The sequence below is a fragment of the Gillisella taibaishanensis genome (assembly GCF_001938985.1).
GTDB classification, from domain to species: Bacteria; Pseudomonadota; Alphaproteobacteria; order Rhizobiales; family Rhizobiaceae; genus Allorhizobium; species Allorhizobium taibaishanense.
In genome coordinates this window covers 401,295-420,420 of sequence record NZ_MKIN01000022.1, presented here as the reverse complement: position 1 = coordinate 420,420, position 19,126 = coordinate 401,295, and the positions used below count along the sequence as shown (strand labels likewise).

Below are 19,126 nucleotides of genomic sequence, written 5' to 3'. Positions count from 1 at the left end.
GCGAATATCAACGATGAGGGTGATGAACATCGCTGTCCTTTGCTGGGCAGCGGCCGGCTGAATATTGCGCTTTGCTATCGGCCTTGTCCGCCCCTTTGTCTGGAGACTGACCTTTTCCATGAAAACATCGCTTTTCGCTGCCGCGGCATGCATCGCCGTTTCTATGTCCGCTCTGTCCGAGGCCAAAGCTGCCGATACCGGCAGTGGTCTTACCCTGATGGAAATGTTGCACCGGGACAAACAGGATGCCGATCTCTCCCGCCCGAGCAAAGGTGATACGTTCGACACCGCAAAGCACGATGACGACAACGGCAAGGGCGATGGCAAGGCTCCCTACCATGCGCTGATTTCCTCCTATGCCAAGCAGTATGGTGTGCCGGTCCAACTGGCGAGCGCCGTCGTCAAGATCGAAAGCGGCTTCAATCCCAAGGCGCGCGGCACCCATGGCGAAATCGGCCTGATGCAGATCAAGCCCGCCACCGCCCGCGCCATGGGCTATACCGGCAATATTGCCGGTCTCTACGACCCCGCCACCAATCTGAAATACGGTATGAAATACCTGGCCATGGCCCATCAGCTCGGCGGCGGCGACACCTGCGGCGCCATCCTGCGCTACAATGCCGGCCACGGCGCCACCCGCATGAACGCCGTTTCCAAGCAGTACTGTGGGCAGGTGCAAGCCATGATGGGCGAGAAGGCCTGATTCTTCGTTCATCCGTTCTCGATGGTGGGCTGCAAATGCTACCGTCTGCGCTTCCGGTGCTCACGTACGTTAAAGTACGCTCCGCTCCGGTTCTCGACGGGAGCATTTTCGCCTCACCCTCAAGAACGGCTGAACGAAGAATGGCGGTAGTGGGAGGGGCTGTTTGATTTTACGAATTGCTCCACCGAATCTAAGCAGCTGCGGCAATCTCGCGGCTGTGCAAGTGTTTCTGCCATGCTATCCCTCGTCTATTGAATCATACGGGTGATTGCGATGGCGGATCGGGTTTTCAAATATCTCATTATTGGGCGCGGTATGATGGGGGCTGCGGCGGCGCGGCATCTGGCTTCGCAGACCGACGGCGTGGCGTTGCTGGGGCCGAGCGAGCCTGAAGACAAAGCCAATCACCAGGGTGTTTTTGCCAGCCATTACGACGAAGCCCGCATTACCCGCACCATCGATCCCGATCCGGTCTGGGCACGTCTCGCCAACCGCTCGATTGCCCGTTACGGCGAGATCGAGCGCGGCAGTGGCATCAAATTTTATCATGATGTCGGCTGCCTAATTGTCGGGCCGAAGCAGGGCGGCGCTAACACCTATCTGGCGGAGGTCGAGCAAGCCGTTGCCGCCCTTGGCATGGCGACGGAAGGGCTTGACCATCAGGCGCTGGCAAGGCGTTTTCCCTATTTCGGTTTCGATGCCGGTAGCGCCGGTATTTTCGAGGGCTCGTCTGCCGGTTATGTCAATCCGCGGGCGCTGGTGGCGGCGCAGGCCGTGCTTGGCGAAAAGGCCGGGGTGACGATGATTGATGCCACCGCCGTTTCGGTGCGCGACGAGGGCAGCCATGTTGCGGTCACCACGGATGCGGGGCAGGTGGTGAAGGCGGAAAAGCTGCTGGTCGCTGCGGGCGGATTCTCCATTGCGGAGAATCTGTTGCCTCGAAAGCTTGATCTATCGGTTAATGCGCGCACCGTCGCTTTCTTCGAAATTCCAGACGAAGAATTGCCGACCTACAAAGGCATGCCGTCGCTGATCCATCATCCGGAAAATCTGCAAGATCACATCTATCTCCTGCCGCCGGTGCGCTATCCCGATCGCAAGACCTATCTGAAGATCGGTGGCGATCCAGATGATCTGAAGCTGACAAGCGAGCCCGATATCAGGGCCTGGTTCCGCAGCGGTGGGCGCGAAAGCACCCGCGAACACCTGCACCGGATCATCCGCACACTGGTGCCCGGCGTGGCGCAGGCGGCGGTGTCCATGGCCGCCTGCGTCACCTCTTTTACCCGTAACGACTATCCCGCCATTGGCTGGAGCGACAGCCCACGCATCGGCGTACTCTCGGGCGGCTGCGGCCAGGCTGCGAAAAGCTGCGATGAGATCGGACGGCTCGGAGCCGTGCTTCTCATGCGCGGATCGCTGGATGGGGAAGGGTACGATGTCGATTTCACCCCTGTTTTTGCTTCGGATCTTGCTTGAGCTGATGATTTCGGTGGCTTTCTCGGCCACGCTCCGTTAATCACGCCCGGACCAGTCGGCCGGGCAGCCGCGCTTTACCAATGTCGAAAGACGGTAGGGTGAGGAAAGTCCGGGCTCCACGGAAACACGGTGCCGGATAACGTCCGGCGAGGGCGACCTCAGGGAAAGTGCCACAGAAAGCAGACCGCCCCGTTTAGCGGGGTCAGGGTGAAAGGGTGGGGTAAGAGCCCACCGCGGTCCTGGCGACAGGAACGGCATGGTAAACCCCACCGGGAGCAAGACCGAATAGGGATGACACGGGTGCCGCTTGCGGCACTACAGCCTGTTTCCGGGCCAGTCATCCGGGTGGGTTGCGAGAGGCGGTGCGCAAGCATCGTCCCAGATGAATGGCTGCCACGTTCCGGGCAACCGGAGCCATACAGAACCCGGCTTACAGGCCGACTGGTCTTTCCCACATTCCCCGAATCACTTCGGCCAAGGCGTCGCCTTTAACCGGCGCGCTTGCCGGCGTCCTGCCGGGCTGTTTTGATCTTTATCAATATATTTCAGTTGCTTAGCCGGTATCCCTGCCGGCATGGATGTCGTCTAACCGTCAAGCCTCAATAACCATTCATTAATCTTAACGGGTTATAAATAACCGATGCAGCAAACCGGTTCGCCGGCCCCAATCCCATTGACGCCCATGGTGTCCCATGCTATCCCATAACTGCACTGCCGAGGGGCAATTGAGGGCCCCGACATGTGAGACTGAGAAGCGGGCCTTTCTGGTCTCTTCTGGCTGTTTCGGCCTTGCGGCAATGAGCTTTGCAGCTCGGGTGTATCAATGGAAATGCGGATTTGTGGGCCGCGTTGATGGAAATGGAGCGGCGGTAGAGCGTCATGAACCGCTTCTTGTCCAATGCGACGAACAGGATCGATGCGAAGGGGCGGGTTTCCGTTCCGGCGGCGTTCCGTGCTGTCTTGATGGCGCGGGAAATTCAGGACTTGTATTGCTTCCAGGATTTCACCTTTCCGGCGATCAATATCGGCGGTCCGGACTTGCTGGAGCGCTACGAGCGCCAGATTATCGGCGAGGACGTGTTTTCGTCGGTTGCCAACGAGATGTCGCTTCTCGTACACGGAGGCGGCGTCTTCATGCGCCTCGACAGCGAGGGTCGGTTGATGGTCACGGATTTCATCCGCGACTTCACCGGGATTACCTCCGAAGTGACCTTTGTCGGTCGTTCGGATCATTTTCAGTTGTGGCAGCCGCAGGCGTTTCACGAGGCGCAGGCGGCGGCAAGAAAGGAGTTCACTCTGAGAAGGGCGGGCTCCAGTTAAGTCGGAGAAGCGGAATGGTGACGGATCTTGGCGGAGGGTATGCTGAAGCCGATGGCGGACCGGTCCGTCACATTCCGGTTCTTCTCCATGAAGTGATTGCGGCCCTCGAGCCTGAGGCCGGCAAAGTTATTCTCGATGGCACGTTCGGAGCGGGTGGCTATACCGGTGCTATCCTCGATGCGGGTGCTGACGTGATCGCGCTCGACCGCGATCCCAACGCGATCGCTGCTGGCCAGGCGATAGTTGCTGCCCGTGCCGGGCGTCTTTCCCTGCATCACACCAAATTTTCTGCCCTCGACAGCTTCGCCCCGGATGAAGGGCTTGATGGCGTCGTGCTCGATATCGGCGTCTCCTCGATGCAGATTGACGAGGCGGAACGTGGCTTTTCCTTCCAGCGCAACGGGCCGCTCGACATGCGCATGTCGGGTGCAGGCGTGTCTGCCGCCGATGTGGTCAATCGCGCCAAGGTCGGCGATCTCATCCGCATTTTCGGCTTCCTCGGTGAGGAAAAGCAGGCCGGACGCATTGCGCGCGCCATTGAGAAGCGCCGCGTCAACCATCCCTTCGAGACCACTCGCGATCTGGCGGGCATGATCGAGATCGTTACCCCGCGCAAGGCCAAGGATAAGATTCATCCGGCCACCCGGGTATTCCAGGCGCTGCGCGTCTTCGTCAACGACGAGCTTGGCGAATTGGCCGAGGCGCTGTTTGCGGCCGAGCGGGCGCTGAAGCCAGGCGGCCGACTGGTCGTCGTCACCTTCCATTCCCTGGAAGACAGGATCGTCAAGAAATTCTTTGCAGACCGTTCCGGCAAGGCTGCCGGCTCAAGGCATATGCCCATGGCGTTCGAGCGCCCGGCGACCTTTGAACCTGTCGGCAAGGGTATGGTGTCTGCCACCGAGGAAGAGGCGCAGGTCAATCCGCGCGCCCGTTCCGCCAAACTGCGTGCGGGTATTCGCACCGTCCATCCCGCCATGAAGGCCGATTTTTCCATTTTCGATCTGCCTGACCTGGCGGAAATCGAACGGTTGGGGGCCTGAACCATGCTGCGAACCTTTGATGTCATCCTGATCGGCGCCATGGCCGCTGCGGCCACGGTGACCTATCAGATCAAGCACAACACCGATGAAAAGGTGCAGGATCTGAAGCGCATCGAGGCCGAGATCAAGCTGGAGAAGGACACGATCGAGTTGCTGCAGGCCGACTGGGCATTGCTGACCCAACCGAACCGGCTGGAAAAGCTCGCCAACACGTTTGGTCAGGAGCTGAAGCTGCAGCAAACCGATCCAAGTCAGCTGGCCCGCGCTAACGAATTGCCGATGCTGAAATCCCAGGTTCCGCCACCGCCAGCCCAGGCCAGCAACGGTGCCTCAGGCGCAAAGGGCGGACTGAAGATGGCCGATGGTAAGGTTATTCCCTTGCCGATGGACAAGGTCGTAACCGGATCGGTGAAGCGCTGATGACTTTTCTCTCGCGAATGATGCTTCTGAAGAGCCGGGCCCATTTTTCCACCGATGTGCGCCGGGCGACCGCAACCCGCGGGAAGGCTCGCACCTTTGAAGGTGTCGGCAAGCGCAAGACCGATATGGCGAAACGCCGGGTTGGCCTGCTGATCCTGAGTTTTACCCTGGTATACGGGGTGATCGGCGGTCGACTGGTGCAATATGGCTACGCCAAGCCTGAGAACACCTCCAGCATCATGCCGCCCGACCGGTTGATGGCGGCGCGCCCCGACATTCTTGACCGCAATGGTCAGGTGCTGGCCACCGACATCCGCACCGTCTCGCTGTTTGCCGAGCCGCACAAGATCGTCGATGTCGATGAAGCCGTGGAAAAGCTGCAGACGGTTCTGTCGGATCTCGATGCGAAAGACACCTATAAGAAACTGTCGTCGAAGTCGCATTTCCAATGGCTGCGCCGCCAGTTGACGCCCAAGCAGCAGAGCCAGATTTTGGCGCTCGGCATTCCCGGCATCGGTTTTCGTCCGGAAATTCGCCGCTTCTATCCGGGTGGCTCCACGGCCTCGCATATCGTCGGTTTCGTCAATATCGACAACCGTGGCATGGCCGGCATGGAGAAATACATCGACAGCCAAGGGCTGGCCGATCTTGCCGACCTTGGCATGACGTCCAATGCGCCGCTGGAGCCGGTGAAGCTCTCCATCGACCTGCGTGTTCAGAATATCGTTCATGATGTGGTGGCTGCAGCCCAAGTGAATTTCAAGGGCAAGTCGGCGGGCGCCGTGGTGCTCGATGTTGAGACCGGTGAAGTGATCGCCATGGCCTCCTATCCGGACTTCGATCCGAACAAGCCCGAAGAAGGGGCTAAGGACGGCTGGCTGAACCGTATGTCGAACGGTACCTTTGAAATGGGTTCGACCTTCAAATCGTTCACGCTGGCCATGGGGCTCGATTCCGGACGGGTTAAGATCGGTGACAGTTTCGACGCACGGTACCCGCTGCGCATCGGTGGCTTTACCATTCACGACCTTCACGGCCAGGCGCGTTTCCTGACGGTGGCGGATATCTTCAAATATTCTTCGAATATCGGTACTGCCAAGATTGCGCAGATGGTCAGCATTCCCGATCACAAGGCATTTTTGACCCGGCTTGGTCTCTTGAGCAAAATGAAGACCGAATTGCCGGAGGTAAAAATGCCATCCCAGCCGAAGGAATGGAAGGCAATCAACCAGATTACCATCGCCTTTGGTCACGGCGTCGCTACGACGCCGCTGCAGACGGCAGTGGCGGGGGCAGCGCTTGTTAATGGCGGTCGCCTGATCGAGCCTACCTTCCTGCCAAGAACAGCAGAGCAGGCTGACGAAGTGGCCGAGGTGGTCATCAAGCCGCAAACTAGCGCGGACATGCGTTATCTCTTCGAATATAACGGTGTCTACGGTTCGGGCCGAAATGCGCGTGTACCCGGCTTCGACGTCGGTGGCAAAACAGGTACAGCCGACAAGGTCATCAATGGCCGCTACGACCACCGCTTGAATTTCAATGCCTTTGTTGCTGCCTTCCCGATGAGCAAGCCGCGTTATGTCGTGCTGAGTTTCATCGACGAACCCTTGACCGGCGAAGGCGGGGGGACGCTTGCGGCCTACACGGCAACACCGATCGTGCGAGACATTATTCGCAGAAGCGCCCCAATTCTTGGTGTAGAACCCAATTATGGGCAGGTCGGCAATGACATGCTCGTTTCGTACTAGCATTCCCAGCAAAAGTACGAAGCGGTTTTGGCAACCGGAAGTGCGCTGAGCTAGGCGTTATTTCAGGCAAAAGTGCTTGAGCGTTTTGCGTCCGGGAATGCGGGACGATAAAGAAATGGCATGACGATTGATTCGCCGTTGCCGGTGATGGGGGCATCAGCGGCGCGGCAGGGGACAGATAGACGATGAAATTGCGCGAACTCGCCACCGGCGATCTGGAAGCCTTGATCGGAGCCTCGCATGGGGTGGCCGGTGGTATTGGCGCTGACGACCTCGAGATTACAGGCGTCACTGCCGACAGCCGCAAGGTGAAACCGGGCATGCTGTTCGTAGCTTTGGCGGGTACGAAGGCCGATGGCGCGGGCTTTGCCGCCGATGCCGTGGCCAAGGGCGCCGTTGCCATATTGTCTGCTACACCGCTTGATCTTTCCGTACCTGTGCTGATCTCGCCGCAGCCGCGCCGGTCGCTGGCGCTTCTCGCCGCCCGCTTTCATGCCGGCCAGCCCGAGACCATGGTGGCCGTCACCGGCACCGCCGGCAAGACCTCGGTTGCTTCCTTTACCCGTCAGATCTGGGCCTTTGCCGGGCTTGCCAGCGCGCAGATCGGCACGACCGGTGTGGTGTCTCCGAGCCGCAACGATTACGGCTCGCTGACGACACCAGATCCGGTGGCGCTGCATACGCTGCTGTCCGAGCTTGCTGCCGAAGGCGTGACCCATGCAGCGATGGAAGCCTCCAGCCACGGGCTCGACCAGGGCCGGCTGGATGGCGTACATCTGGCCGCTGCCGGTTTCACCAACCTCGGCCGCGACCACATGGATTATCATCCAACCGTTGAGGATTACATGGCCGCCAAGATGCGGCTTTTCGACACGCTGCTGCCGAAGGGTGCGCCAGCGGTGATCTTTGCCGATGACGAATGGTCTGCCGAGGCGATCCGGGTCGCCAGTGAGGCTGGCCACGATGTGCGCACCGTTGGCCGGGCGGGGACGTTCCTTTCCCTCAAGCGTGTCGAGCATTTCCGCCACAAGCAGATCGCGGAAGTACATCATGAGGGCGCGATCTATGAGGTCGACCTGCCATTGGCCGGTGATTTCCAAATTGCCAACGCGCTTGTCGCCGCCGGCCTAGCGATCTCCACGGGCGTGCCGGCTGCGGTTGCCATGCGGGCGCTGGAAAAGCTGGAAGGTGCCGCCGGTCGGCTGGAACTGGTCGGCCAGGCCAAGAGCGGCGCGCTCGCTTATGTCGATTACGCCCATAAGCCCGATGCCCTGGAAAAGGTGCTGACGGCGGTGAGGCCCTTCACCAGCGGCCGGGTCATCGTGGTATTCGGCTGCGGTGGCGACCGCGACAAGGGCAAGCGACCGATCATGGGCGAGATCGCCAATCGGCTCGCCGATATCGTCATCGTCACCGACGACAATCCCCGCTCGGAAGTGGCCGCGACAATCCGCGGTGAAGTGATGGCGGGGACGCCGAAGGGGATCGAGATTGGCGACCGCGCCCAGGCGATCCGTGCCGGCGTTGCCATGCTGGCAACCGGCGATACGCTGATCGTGGCCGGCAAGGGCCATGAGGAAGGCCAGATCGTCGGGTCGCAGACGCTGCCCTTTTCCGATCATGCCGAAATTCGCAAAGCCATGGAGGAATTCCACCCGTGAGTTTTCTCTGGACCATCGACGACCTTGTTGCAGCCACCGCTGGACGGCCGGTCGGGACCATGCCCGCCGGTATTACCGGCATTTCCATTGATAGCCGCAGCATTCAGCCGGGCGAGGCCTTCTTTGCCATCAAGGGCGAGAGGCTCGACGGCCATGACTATGCCAGCATCGCGGTTGCCAATGGCGCGGCGCTGATGGTGGTCAACGAGGCGAAACTGCCGGCTCTTGGCCGGCTGACCGTGCCGATGATCGTCGTCGACGACGTATTGCAGGCACTCGGCCGGCTGGCGGTTGCCGCGCGTGCTCGCTCGCGTGCCAAGATCGTCGCCGTCACCGGCTCGGTCGGCAAGACGACGACCAAGGAAATGCTGCGCCAGGTGCTCGCACCCTCGGGCGAAGTGCATGCGGCGGTCGCCTCCTTCAACAATCACTGGGGTGTGCCGCTGACGCTGGCGCGGATGCCCGCCAGCGCTGATTTCGGCGTGTTCGAGATCGGCATGAACCATTCCGGCGAGATCACCCCGCTGGTGGCGCTGGTGCGGCCACATCTGGCGATCATCACCACGATTGCGCCGGCGCATCTTGGCAATTTTGCAAGCGTCGACGAGATCGCTGATGCCAAAGCCGAGATCTTTTCCGGCGTGACCGCCAACGGCGTGGCGCTGCTCAACCGCGACAATCCCTATTTCGAATATCTCGAACACAAGGCCCAAGAGGCCGGTATCACCCGCATTCATTCCTTTGGACAGCATGCCAAGGCGGAATTCCGACTGGCGGAATTCGACGGTGCTGCTGAAAGCTCGACCATATGGACTGTCATCGATGGCGAGACGCGGGAAGTGGTCATTGCCGCACCCGGCCGCCATATCGCTGAAAATGCCATGGCGGCGCTCGGTGCTGTCAGGATCTTTGGTGGCGATCTCGATGCGGCCGTCGACGCGCTAAGCCGGCTTGCTCCGGTCAAGGGCCGTGGGGAGCGGCACCGGCTGCGCACGCCGACGGGGCCTTTCACGCTGATCGACGAGAGCTACAATGCCAATCCGGCCTCGATGCGCGCCGCAATTTCAGTGCTCGCTGCAGCCCAGCCTCGCGGCGAGGGCAGGCGGATCGCTGTGCTTGGCGACATGCTCGAGATGGGCGAGCTTTCGCATGAGTTACATGGCGAACTGGCTGGCCCGTTGCTTGCCGCCGGTATCGAGCATGTCTGGCTTGCCGGGCAAGCGATGACGGCGTTGAAGGCACAATTGCCGGAGACGGTTTCGGTGCAATCCTTCGATACGGCAGAGCAATTGGGAGCCTTTTGTGTCGCCAATGTCGGGGGTGGCGATGTGATGATGATCAAGTCGTCGCTCGGCATCGGTTTCGGCAAGATCGTAGCTGCATTGCTTGACAACTATCCACCATTGGACGACACCCGCCGCCCGGAATGACCTTCCCGCTCCAACCGTCTTGTTAACGCATGTCATGATGCAAAGCCGCTCCGCTCTTTTGCCCGATATGCTCTCGAAAGTGCTTTTATGCTGATTTGGCTCGTTGAACTCGCTAACCACATCCAGTTCTTCAACCTGTTCCGGTACATCACCTTCCGGACCGGGGCGGCGATGTTCACGGCGGCGCTGATCGTCTTCCTGTTTGGACCGAAGATCATTTCGTCTCTCAAGGTGCGCCAGGGCAAGGGCCAGCCGATCCGTGCCGATGGGCCGCAGACGCATTTCAAGAAGTCTGGCACGCCAACCATGGGCGGCTTGATGATTCTGGCCGGCATCGTAGGCTCGTCGCTGCTCTGGGCCGATCTGTCGAATGTCTATGTGGTGGCGACGCTGCTGGTCACGCTCGGTTTCGGCGCCATCGGCTTCTACGACGATTATCTGAAGGTCACCAAGCAATCGGACAAGGGCTTTTCCGGCAAGGCCCGGCTTGCCATCGAATTCGTGATTGCCGGCATCGCCGTGTTCTTCATGATGGAGGCTGCCAAGGTTTCAGCGCCGCAAGGACCGCATGTGGCGACCTCGATCGCTTTTCCCTTCTTCAAGGATGCGCTGCTCAACATCGGCTATTTCTTCATTTTGTTTGGCGGTTTCGTCATCGTTGCCGCCGGCAATGCCGTCAACCTGACGGACGGCCTGGATGGCTTGGCCATCGTGCCTGTGATGATCGCCTCGGCCGCCTTCGGCCTGATCGCCTATCTCGCCGGTAACATCGTATTTTCCGGCTATCTGCAGATCAATTTCGTGCCGGGGACAGGCGAACTCGCGGTTATTCTCGGCGCGGTCATTGGCGCTGGTCTGGGGTTTCTCTGGTTCAATGCGCCGCCGGCCGCGATCTTCATGGGCGATACGGGATCACTGTCGTTGGGCGGCTTGATCGGCACGGTCGCCGTCGCCACCAAACACGAGATTGTCATGGTCATCATCGGCGGCTTGTTCGTGATGGAGACGCTGTCGGTCATCATCCAGGTGTTCTGGTACAAGCGCACCGGTCGGCGCGTGTTCCTGATGGCGCCGATCCATCACCATTTCGAAAAGAAGGGCTGGACGGAAAGTCAGGTCGTCATCCGCTTCTGGATCATTGCCGTCGGGCTCGCCATGCTCGGCCTTGCCACTCTGAAACTGCGGTGAGGGCGCGATGATCCCGGTCGCCACATTGAGGGATCGCAAGGTTGCGCTGTTCGGGCTTGGTGGCTCGGGCCTGGCTACGGCCGAGGCGCTTGTGGCCGGCGGCGCCGACGTGACCGTCTGGGACGACAATCCCGATAGCGTCGAGAAAGCGCGCAGCCGAGGGCTGATCGCCACGGACCTGCGCGGCATCGACTGGAGCGGTGTCGCAGCCCTGGTTTTGTCTCCCGGTGTGCCGCTGACCCATCCGAAACCCCATTGGACCGTGGACTTGGCGAAGGCGGCAGGCGCCGAAATTATCGGCGATGTCGAGTTGTTCGTGCGCGAGCGCCGCGCCACCGCGCCGGGCTGCCCCTTCATCGCCATAACCGGCACCAATGGCAAATCGACCACCACCGCGCTGATCGGCCATATCCTCTCGGCCAATGGCTATGACGTGCAGGTCGGCGGCAATATCGGCACGGCGGTCCTGACGCTCGATCCGCCGGCGCCGAACCGTTACTACGTGGTCGAATGCTCGTCCTACCAGATCGATCTTGCCCCCAGCATCGATCCTACGGCCGGTATTCTTTTGAATCTCACCCCTGATCATCTCGACCGCCATGGCAGCATGGAAAACTATGCCGCCATCAAGGAGCGGTTGGTGGCCGGTAGCGACACGGCTGTCGTCGGCGTCGACGACAGCTATTGCGCGGCGATTGCCGAACGGCTGGAAGCCGATGGCAAGCGGGTTCTGCGGATCTCCAAGGATCGCGCGTTGACGGATGGGTTGTTCAATGCCGGCCATCGTATCGTCAGCGGCGGCAGCGGAGAGATGATCGCCGACCTCAACGGCATTTCCACCCTGCGCGGCAGCCACAATGCCCAGAACGCGGCAGCGGCGATTGCGGCCTGCCTTGCCGTTGGCCTGACGGTCGAAGAAGTGCGGGTCGGTTTGCAGAGCTTTGCCGGGCTGAAACATCGCATGCAGCCTGTCGGGCGGCGCGGGCGTGTCGTCTTCGTCAACGACAGCAAGGCCACCAATGCCGAGGCGGCAGCGCCGGCTCTGTCGAGCTACGACCGGATCTACTGGATTGCCGGCGGTTTGCCGAAACAGGGTGGGATTGCGAGCCTTCAGCCGCTGTTTTCCCGCATCGCCAAGGCCTATCTGATCGGCGAGGCAGCGGCTGGTTTTGCGGCGACGCTGGGCTCTGCTGTGCCGTTTGAGATATCAGGCACGCTGGACCGGGCGGTGGCGCATGCCAGCGTCGATGCTGAGGCCGATGGCGCCGATGTGGCGGTGATGCTGTCACCGGCTTGCGCAAGCTTCGACCAGTATAAGAATTTCGAAGTCCGCGGCGATGCCTTCGTCTCGCTGGTTGCAGGGCTTGAAGGTATGACGATGCTGATCCAACAGGCTCCAGGAGAGACATGATATGGTAAGCCGCGCGGAACGTGGAGCTTTGGCCGATTGGTTCTGGACCATCGACAGGCTCTTTCTGGTGACATTCATCGTGCTTCTCGGCATCGGCTTCATGCTGTCCTTTGCCGCGTCGCCTGCGGTGGCCGAGCGTATCGGGCTCGACAGCTTCCACTTCGTGCGCCGTCAGGCCGCCTTTACCATACCCTGCCTCGGAACGATGATCGGACTGTCTTTTCTGTCGCCCCGGCAGATCCGGCGGGTCGCATTGCTCATCCTGTTTGCGTCGCTCGGCTTGATGATCCTGGCATTGTTTTTCGGTCCTGAAGTCAAGGGCGCGCATCGCTGGATCAATTTCGGCAGCCTGTCGATTCAGCCGTCAGAATTCATGAAGCCTGCTTTCATCGTGGTCTGCGCCTGGCTGTTTGCCGAACATGCCCGCCAGCCGGACATTCCCGGCAATTTTTTCGCCATTCTGCTGTTCATGGTGGTGGTGGCGCTGTTGATGGTGCAGCCGGACTTCGGCCAGACGGTTCTGACTTCGGTGGTCTGGGGCGGCATGTTCTTCATGGCCGGCGTGCCCTGGATCTTCATCGTGCTGCTTGCCGGTATCGGCGGTCTCGGCTCGACGCTCGCCTATTACACCATGCCGCACGTTGCCGGCCGTATCGACCGCTTCCTCACCGGCGATGGCGATACGTTCCAGGTGGATACGGCGCGCGAGGCGATCATTCGCGGCAACTGGTTTGGCGTCGGCCCGGGCGAGGGGATCGTCAAGCGGATCATTCCCGACGCCCATACCGACTTCATCTTCTCGGTCGCTGCCGAGGAATTCGGCATCATCTTTTGCCTGCTGCTGGTGACGATCTTTGCCTTCCTGGTTATCAGGGGCCTCGGCCATGCGTTTCGCGAGCGCAACGACTTCAACCGTTTTGCCGTGGCTGGGTTGATCCTTCAGATCGGTGTGCAGTCGATGATCAATATCGGCGTCAATCTCGAACTGCTGCCTGCCAAGGGCATGACGCTGCCCTTGATCTCCTATGGTGGGTCCTCCATGGTCGCGATTGGTGTGACAGCAGGCTTCATCCTGGCGCTGACGCGTCACAGGCCGGAAAAGCGTTCGCAGGAGCGACGGCTGTTCAGGTCGGTTCAGGGCGTTCCGGCAGAATAGGCCAGCAAAACAGGCCAGCAGATTAGGCCAGCGGAGTTTTCATGTCGAAAGGTCTCATCCTTCTTGCCGCCGGGGGTACCGGCGGCCATTTGTTTCCAGCCGAGGCGCTGGCGCATGAATTGCGCGCCCGTGGCTATAGCGTGCATCTGGTCACGGATAGCCGGGCCGAACGCTATGCCGGCAAATTCCCGGCCGATGCGATCCATATCGTGCCTTCCGCGACGATCGGCTCGAAAAACCCTGTCGCCGTGACCAAGGCCATGTTGACGCTCTGGCGCGGCTACCGTGTCGCCCGTGCGCTGATCGCCAAGCTGAAGCCGAAGGTCGTGATTGGCTTTGGCGGTTATCCGACCATTCCGCCGCTGATGGCGGCGCGCGCGCTTGGTGTGGCCACCGTCATCCATGAGCAGAACGCCGTCATGGGCCGGGCCAACCGGTTTCTGGCGCCTCGGGTACAGGCGATTGCCGGCGGTTTCCTGCAGGCCGGCGGCCCCTATGCCGACAAGACCGTGGTCACCGGCAATCCGGTGCGCCCTGCGGTGCTGGCGGCGTCTGAAACGGAATACCGTCCTTCGGGCGACGGCGATCCATTCGAGCTGGTCGTGTTCGGCGGCAGCCAGGGTGCCCAGCATTTTTCCAATGCGGTGCCAAGCGCCATCTGCATTCTCGATGATGTGCTGCGCGCCCGTCTGCATGTGACGCAGCAGGCCCGGCCGGAGGATGCCGACCGGGTTAAGACCCTCTATGAAAAGCTCAAGGTTCCCGCATCGGTCTCGCCCTTCTTCGGCGACATGGCCGAGCGGATCGGCGCGGCGCAGATGGTGATTTCCCGCTCCGGTGCCTCGACTGTGACGGAGCTCAGCGTTGTCGGCCGGCCTGCGGTGCTGGTGCCTTATCCTTACGCGCTCGATCACGATCAGGCTGCGAACGCGGCAGCCATCGCCGGCAAGGGCGGGGCAATCGTCGTGCCCCAATCGGAACTGACGCCTGAAAAGCTCTCAAGCCTATTGAAGGAGTGGATGACCAGCCCGGACAAGCTTGCCCACATGGCGTCATCGGCCCGCAGCGCGGGACAACCGGAGGCGGCAGGCTTGCTTGCCGAACTGGTTCAGACTATTGCCGAGGGCAGGAGTTTTAAGACTACAAAGGAAGTGACAGCATGAAAATGCCGAAGAGCATCGGTCTGGTGCATTTCATCGGGATCGGCGGGATCGGTATGAGTGGCATTGCCGAAGTGCTGCATAATCTCGGTCACCGCGTGCAGGGATCGGACCAGGCGGAAAGCGCCAATGTGCAGCGGCTGCGCGACAAGGGCATCGAGGTTTTCGTCGGCCACAAGCCGGAAAATCTCGGCGATGCCGAAGTGGTCGTTGTTTCCACAGCCATCAAGAAGAATAATCCCGAACTGATTGCCGCGCGCGAAAAACTGCTGCCGGTGGTGCGCCGGGCCGAAATGCTGGCCGAGCTGATGCGCTTCCGCAATGCGATCGCCATCGGTGGCACCCATGGCAAGACGACAACGACGTCAATGGTCGCAGCGCTGCTCGAAGCCGGCCAGCTCGACCCGACGGTAATCAACGGCGGCATCATCAATGCCTATGGCACCAATGCGCGCATGGGCGAGGGTGAGTGGATGGTGGTCGAGGCAGACGAGTCTGACGGTACCTTCCTGAAACTGCCTGCTGATGTAGCTGTCGTCACCAATATCGACCCCGAGCATCTTGACCACTACGGCAATTTCGATGCCGTGCGCGCTGCATTCCGGCAGTTCGTCGAGAATGTACCTTTCTACGGTTTCGGCGTCATGTGCCTCGACCATCCTGAAGTGCAGGTCCTGGTTGGCCGGATCGAAGACCGTAAGGTGGTGACCTATGGCGAAAACCCGCAGGCCGATGTGCGCTTTTCCAACGTGCGCAACGATGGCACGCGCTCGATCTTCGACGTGGAGATCAGGCGCCGCCGCACCGGTCGGATCTTTACCTTCAACGATCTGATGCTGCCGATGCCCGGCCGGCACAATATTTCGAATGCCTGCGCGGCGATTGCTGTCGCCAACCGGCTGGGAATTTCGGAAGAGGCCATCCGCAAGGGCCTGTCGAGCTTTAGTGGCGTCAAGCGGCGCTTCACGCTGACCGGCACCTGGAACGGCGTGCAGGTCTTCGACGATTACGGCCACCATCCCGTGGAAATCAAGGCGGTGCTGAAGGCGGCGCGTGAGAGCTGCAAGGGGCGGATCATCGCCGTGCACCAGCCGCACCGCTTCTCGCGACTGTCGAGTCTATTCGAGGATTTCGCCAATTGCTTTAACGATGCCGATAGCATTCTCTTGTCGCCGGTCTATGCTGCGGGTGAAGATCCGATCGAGGGCATCGATTCCGAAGCGCTGGTGTCGCGTATCCGGGCAAGCGGGCATCGCGATGCACGATATCTGGCGTCGCCGGACAAACTGGCCGGCGTGGTTTCGACCATTGCGCAACCGGGCGATTTTGTGGTCCTGTTGGGGGCTGGCAATATCACCCAATGGGCAGCGGCACTGCCCGGCGAGCTGGAAAAACTGGCGTCTTCGCCTGAGAAATGAGAGTGGCAGCGGTGCTGCCGAAATGAGATGGGGCAGGCTGTCTGCCAAGAGTTGCAAGCGCATTCGGGAAAAATCGGAATGAAACAGGTGGATGGGGAAAAGCTGCTGGCTCGTCTGGGCTCGGGTGTGGATGCGCTACGGGGCCGGCTGACGCCGAATGCGCCGATGGACCGGGTGACCTGGTTCCAGGCCGGCGGTCTTGCCGAGCTGATGTTTCAGCCGCATGACAAGGACGATCTGATTGCCTTCCTGAAGATCCTGCCTGACGATGTGCCGCTGACCGTGGTCGGCGTTGGCTCCAATTTGCTGGTGCGCGACGGCGGTATTCCTGGCGTGGTCATCAGGCTGTCGGCCAAGGGTTTTGGCGGGCTGGAGCTGGAAGGCGAAAACCGCATCCGTGCCGGCGCTATCTGCCCGGACAAGCATATAGCTGCCATGGCCATGGACAATAACATCGGCGGCTTTGCCTTCTACTACGGCATTCCGGGCTCGATCGGCGGGGCGCTTCGGATGAATGCCGGCGCCAATGGTGGCGAGACGGCCGAACGTGTCGTCGAAGTCGAGGCGGTGGACCGCAAGGGCACTGTTCATGTTCTCACCAAGGCCGACATGGGCTATGGCTATCGCCATTCGCAGGCACCGGAAGGCCTGATCTTCGTTAGCGGCCTGTTCGAAGGCTTCCCTCAGGAAAAGTCTGTCATCCGCGCCGAAATGGATGCCGTGCGCCAGCACCGGGAAACCGTGCAGCCAGTCAAGGAAAAGACCGGCGGCTCCACCTTCAAGAACCCACCCGGCCATTCTGCTTGGGAACTGATCGACGAGGCCGGCGGACGCGGGCTGATGATCGGCGGCGCGCAGATGTCGTCGCTGCATTGCAATTTCATGATCAATATCGGCCATGCCACGGCCTATGATCTCGAATATCTCGGCGAAACCATCCGCCAGCTGGTGTTCGAAAAGTCCGGCATCAAGCTTCATTGGGAAATCAAGCGCCTGGGCCTGTTCATGCCGGGCCGCGAAGTGGCGCCGTTCATGGGCGTGACCACCGACTAATTCGGGCTTCTTCCAATCACGAAAAACGCCGCCAGTGGAATCACTTGGCGGCGTTTTTTGTTGTTCAGAATCTGATTCAAGTTGAGCTGTTTTCGCCATAGCTTCGGGTTGGATGTTTCAATATCCAAATAGGCCACACAAAGCAGAGATGACCGTTATGGCGGCGGTCGAAGCAGACCACGCAGCTGCATGCTTATTAATTTTAGATGATTCGCTTGCCGCTTGTAGAATGGCAACGATCCATCCGGTGTGCGACTGTTCAGGATCTACCGGTTCAAAACCGCAACCTGCCCAGTCAGGACTAATCGGTATACGGCTCGACTTGTACCATAGCCATGCAGAATAGCCTCCGGTCAAAGCCGACAAAAACGTGCATATCGAACTGGCTTGCACCATGGAGTATTCTTCTGCCTCATTCGAAACTTTAATGCATGAAATTGGTGGGTGCAGGGCACCCACCATGAGCCTTGTTAAACCTCGCCCTTGCGCGATGCGACAATGCACACCAGCGTGATCGCGGCGGCTAGGCCGAGATAGTAGCCGACGTAAGCCATGCCGTAAGTGGCCTGCAGCCAGGTGGCGATATAAGGAGCCAGCGAGGCGCCGACGATGCCGGCAAAGTTGAAGGTCAGCGATGCGCCGGTATAGCGAACGTTTGTCGGGAATGGTGCCGACAAGGCAGCGCCGATCAGCGCGTAGGTCATGCCCATCAGTGCCATGGAGCCGGCGGCAAATACGGCAACGCCGACTTCGCCTGATGTCAGCAGCACCGGCAGCAGGAAGGAGAAGGCGGCGATTGCGATGGTGATGCCGATCAGCGCCTTGCGGCGGCCGATCTTGTCGCCGATCTTGGCCGTCAGCGGAATGAAGATGCCGAAAACCACGGCGCTCATGATCTGGATTTCCAGAGCGTCGAGGAAGGGCATCTGCAGCACTTTGATATTGTAGGACAGGAGCCAGGCCGTGCCGATGTAGAACAGCACGAAGGTGACCAGTGCCACGAAGGTGCCGAGAAACAGGCTGCGCTTGTATTTGCCGAAGATCTCCGCCACAGGCACTTCGACCCGCTCATGGGCTTCCATGGCCTTGCGGAAGGCCGGGGTTTCCGAGATCGAGAAGCGAACCCAGAGACCAATGGCGATCAGCAAAGTCGAGGCCAGGAAGGGCACACGCCAGCCCCAGGCGAGGAGGTCGTCCTTGGAGACGACATGCAGCAGCAGCCAGAAGATGCCCGATGACAGGAACAGGCCAACGGGTGCACCGAGCTGCGGGAACATCGCATACCAGTTGCGTTTGCCCTCAGGCGCGTTCTCGGTGGCGAGCAGCACGGCGCCGCCCCATTCCCCGCCGAGGCCGAAGCCCTGGCCGAACCGGCACAGTGCCAGCAGCAGCGGCGCATAGACGCCGATCTGCGCATAGGTCGGCAACAGGCCGATCACCACTGTGGACACGCCCATGGTGAGCAGGGCCGCCACCAGCGTTGCCTTGCGGCCGATGCGGTCGCCGAAATGGCCGAAGACCACGGCGCCCATCGGCCTTGCGAAGAAGGCGATGGAGAAGGTGGCAAACGAGGCGAGCATTGCCGTCATCGGATCGCTGTTGGGGAAGAACAGCGTCGGGAAGACCAGTACGGCTGCCGTGGCATAGACGTAGAAGTCGAAGAATTCGATTGTGGTGCCGACCAGGCTGGCCGTCAGGACCCGTGCAGGAGAATTCAATGCACCAGGCGCCAACGGCTCGGTGGACGGCGATACAGAGCGTACCGCATCAGTCATCGTGAGCATGTCCAGGATGATGCGCTCGAGGCGCAAAGTTAACAATGAAGCGTCCTCTAACGTAATTTCCGGTCTTTTGAAAGCGTAAGCACGACATTTTATAACGGCGCTTCAATCGGCCTTCCCGCTGACCACCCGGGCTTTTTGGGGGCGGGTTAACGAAA

15 protein-coding genes and 1 other RNA gene are annotated in these 19,126 nt (G+C 60.4%); 15 read left to right on the top strand and 1 reads right to left on the bottom strand.

Going from position 1 to position 19,126, the window contains the following annotated elements:
• The first annotated feature begins 118 nt into the window (after window positions 1–118).
• From BJF91_RS13140 to murB, 15 genes are all read left to right on the top strand, one after another.
• On the top strand, window positions 119–703 hold the full coding sequence (locus BJF91_RS13140) for a lytic transglycosylase domain-containing protein (RefSeq protein ID WP_075614951.1): 585 nt from the start codon (window positions 119–121) through the stop codon (window positions 701–703).
• 273 nt (window positions 704–976) lie between these two features.
• Entirely contained in the window at window positions 977–2,182 is a 1,206-nt protein-coding gene (locus tag BJF91_RS13135) for an NAD(P)/FAD-dependent oxidoreductase (RefSeq protein ID WP_075614950.1), read from the top strand.
• A 51-nt stretch (window positions 2,183–2,233) separates the two neighbouring features.
• Window positions 2,234–2,631: RNase P RNA component class A (gene rnpB, locus BJF91_RS13130), an RNA gene on the top strand.
• A 430-nt stretch (window positions 2,632–3,061) separates the two neighbouring features.
• A complete protein-coding gene (gene mraZ, locus BJF91_RS13125) occupies window positions 3,062–3,502 on the top strand; it encodes a division/cell wall cluster transcriptional repressor MraZ (protein WP_075614949.1) in 441 nt (146 codons plus the stop codon).
• A gap of 14 nt (window positions 3,503–3,516) precedes the next feature.
• The gene (gene rsmH / locus BJF91_RS13120; protein WP_075614948.1) at window positions 3,517–4,542 is read left to right on the top strand and encodes a 16S rRNA (cytosine(1402)-N(4))-methyltransferase RsmH; all 1,026 of its coding nucleotides are present in this window, start codon (window positions 3,517–3,519) and stop codon (window positions 4,540–4,542) included.
• A gap of 3 nt (window positions 4,543–4,545) precedes the next feature.
• Window positions 4,546–4,962: a cell division protein FtsL gene (gene ftsL, locus BJF91_RS13115; RefSeq protein ID WP_075614947.1), complete on the top strand. Its 417-nt coding sequence runs from the start codon at window positions 4,546–4,548 to the stop codon at window positions 4,960–4,962.
• Window positions 4,962–6,710: a peptidoglycan D,D-transpeptidase FtsI family protein gene (locus BJF91_RS13110; RefSeq protein ID WP_075614946.1), complete on the top strand. Its 1,749-nt coding sequence runs from the start codon at window positions 4,962–4,964 to the stop codon at window positions 6,708–6,710. The genes ftsL and BJF91_RS13110 overlap by 1 nt, the downstream gene beginning before the upstream one ends.
• A 185-nt stretch (window positions 6,711–6,895) precedes the next feature.
• The gene (locus BJF91_RS13105; protein ID WP_075614945.1) at window positions 6,896–8,371 is read left to right on the top strand and encodes a UDP-N-acetylmuramoyl-L-alanyl-D-glutamate--2,6-diaminopimelate ligase; all 1,476 of its coding nucleotides are present in this window, start codon (window positions 6,896–6,898) and stop codon (window positions 8,369–8,371) included.
• Entirely contained in the window at window positions 8,368–9,801 is a 1,434-nt protein-coding gene (locus BJF91_RS13100; RefSeq protein ID WP_075614944.1) for a UDP-N-acetylmuramoylalanyl-D-glutamyl-2,6-diaminopimelate--D-alanyl-D-alanine ligase, read from the top strand. Before BJF91_RS13105 ends, BJF91_RS13100 begins: the two co-directional genes overlap by 4 nt.
• 87 nt (window positions 9,802–9,888) lie before the next feature.
• Complete coding sequence (mraY, locus tag BJF91_RS13095) at window positions 9,889–10,989, top strand: phospho-N-acetylmuramoyl-pentapeptide-transferase (protein ID WP_075614943.1); 1,101 nt, start codon at window positions 9,889–9,891, stop codon at window positions 10,987–10,989.
• A 7-nt stretch (window positions 10,990–10,996) separates the two neighbouring features.
• The gene (murD, locus tag BJF91_RS13090; protein ID WP_075614942.1) at window positions 10,997–12,400 is read left to right on the top strand and encodes a UDP-N-acetylmuramoyl-L-alanine--D-glutamate ligase; all 1,404 of its coding nucleotides are present in this window, start codon (window positions 10,997–10,999) and stop codon (window positions 12,398–12,400) included.
• Window position 12,401: 1 nt separating this feature from the next.
• Window positions 12,402–13,556 carry a putative lipid II flippase FtsW gene (gene ftsW / locus BJF91_RS13085; RefSeq protein WP_075614941.1) on the top strand — a complete coding sequence of 385 codons (1,155 nt, stop codon included), beginning with the start codon at window positions 12,402–12,404 and terminating at the stop codon, window positions 13,554–13,556.
• A 41-nt stretch (window positions 13,557–13,597) separates the two neighbouring features.
• Window positions 13,598–14,719 (top strand): undecaprenyldiphospho-muramoylpentapeptide beta-N-acetylglucosaminyltransferase, encoded by a 1,122-nt coding sequence (gene murG / locus BJF91_RS13080; RefSeq protein WP_075614940.1) that lies wholly within the window; start codon window positions 13,598–13,600, stop codon window positions 14,717–14,719.
• On the top strand, window positions 14,716–16,134 hold the full coding sequence (gene murC / locus BJF91_RS13075; protein ID WP_075614939.1) for a UDP-N-acetylmuramate--L-alanine ligase: 1,419 nt from the start codon (window positions 14,716–14,718) through the stop codon (window positions 16,132–16,134). Before murG ends, murC begins: the two co-directional genes overlap by 4 nt.
• Before the next feature lie 78 nt (window positions 16,135–16,212).
• Window positions 16,213–17,187: a UDP-N-acetylmuramate dehydrogenase gene (gene murB / locus BJF91_RS13070; protein ID WP_075614938.1), complete on the top strand. Its 975-nt coding sequence runs from the start codon at window positions 16,213–16,215 to the stop codon at window positions 17,185–17,187.
• Between the two features lie 470 nt (window positions 17,188–17,657).
• On the opposite strand, the gene BJF91_RS13065 is transcribed toward murB, so the two are convergent.
• Window positions 17,658–18,962: an MFS transporter gene (locus BJF91_RS13065; protein ID WP_075615621.1), complete on the bottom strand. Its 1,305-nt coding sequence runs from the start codon at window positions 18,960–18,962 to the stop codon at window positions 17,658–17,660.
• Window positions 18,963–19,126: the final 164 nt, after the last annotated feature.

Coding starts and splice junctions, on each gene's coding strand:
- ftsW (WP_075614941.1), top strand. CDS start 12,402: ATGGTAAGCCGCGCGGAACGTGGAGCTTTGGCCGATTGGTTCTGGACC.
- murB (WP_075614938.1), top strand. CDS start 16,213: ATGAAACAGGTGGATGGGGAAAAGCTGCTGGCTCGTCTGGGCTCGGGT.
- BJF91_RS13140 (WP_075614951.1), top strand. CDS start 119: ATGAAAACATCGCTTTTCGCTGCCGCGGCATGCATCGCCGTTTCTATG.
- murG (WP_075614940.1), top strand. CDS start 13,598: ATGTCGAAAGGTCTCATCCTTCTTGCCGCCGGGGGTACCGGCGGCCAT.
- murC (WP_075614939.1), top strand. CDS start 14,716: ATGAAAATGCCGAAGAGCATCGGTCTGGTGCATTTCATCGGGATCGGC.
- ftsL (WP_075614947.1), top strand. CDS start 4,546: ATGCTGCGAACCTTTGATGTCATCCTGATCGGCGCCATGGCCGCTGCG.
- mraZ (WP_075614949.1), top strand. CDS start 3,062: ATGAACCGCTTCTTGTCCAATGCGACGAACAGGATCGATGCGAAGGGG.
- murD (WP_075614942.1), top strand. CDS start 10,997: ATGATCCCGGTCGCCACATTGAGGGATCGCAAGGTTGCGCTGTTCGGG.
- BJF91_RS13065 (WP_075615621.1), bottom strand. CDS start 18,962: ATGACTGATGCGGTACGCTCTGTATCGCCGTCCACCGAGCCGTTGGCG.
- BJF91_RS13135 (WP_075614950.1), top strand. CDS start 977: ATGGCGGATCGGGTTTTCAAATATCTCATTATTGGGCGCGGTATGATG.
- BJF91_RS13105 (WP_075614945.1), top strand. CDS start 6,896: ATGAAATTGCGCGAACTCGCCACCGGCGATCTGGAAGCCTTGATCGGA.
- rsmH (WP_075614948.1), top strand. CDS start 3,517: ATGGTGACGGATCTTGGCGGAGGGTATGCTGAAGCCGATGGCGGACCG.
- BJF91_RS13110 (WP_075614946.1), top strand. CDS start 4,962: ATGACTTTTCTCTCGCGAATGATGCTTCTGAAGAGCCGGGCCCATTTT.
- mraY (WP_075614943.1), top strand. CDS start 9,889: ATGCTGATTTGGCTCGTTGAACTCGCTAACCACATCCAGTTCTTCAAC.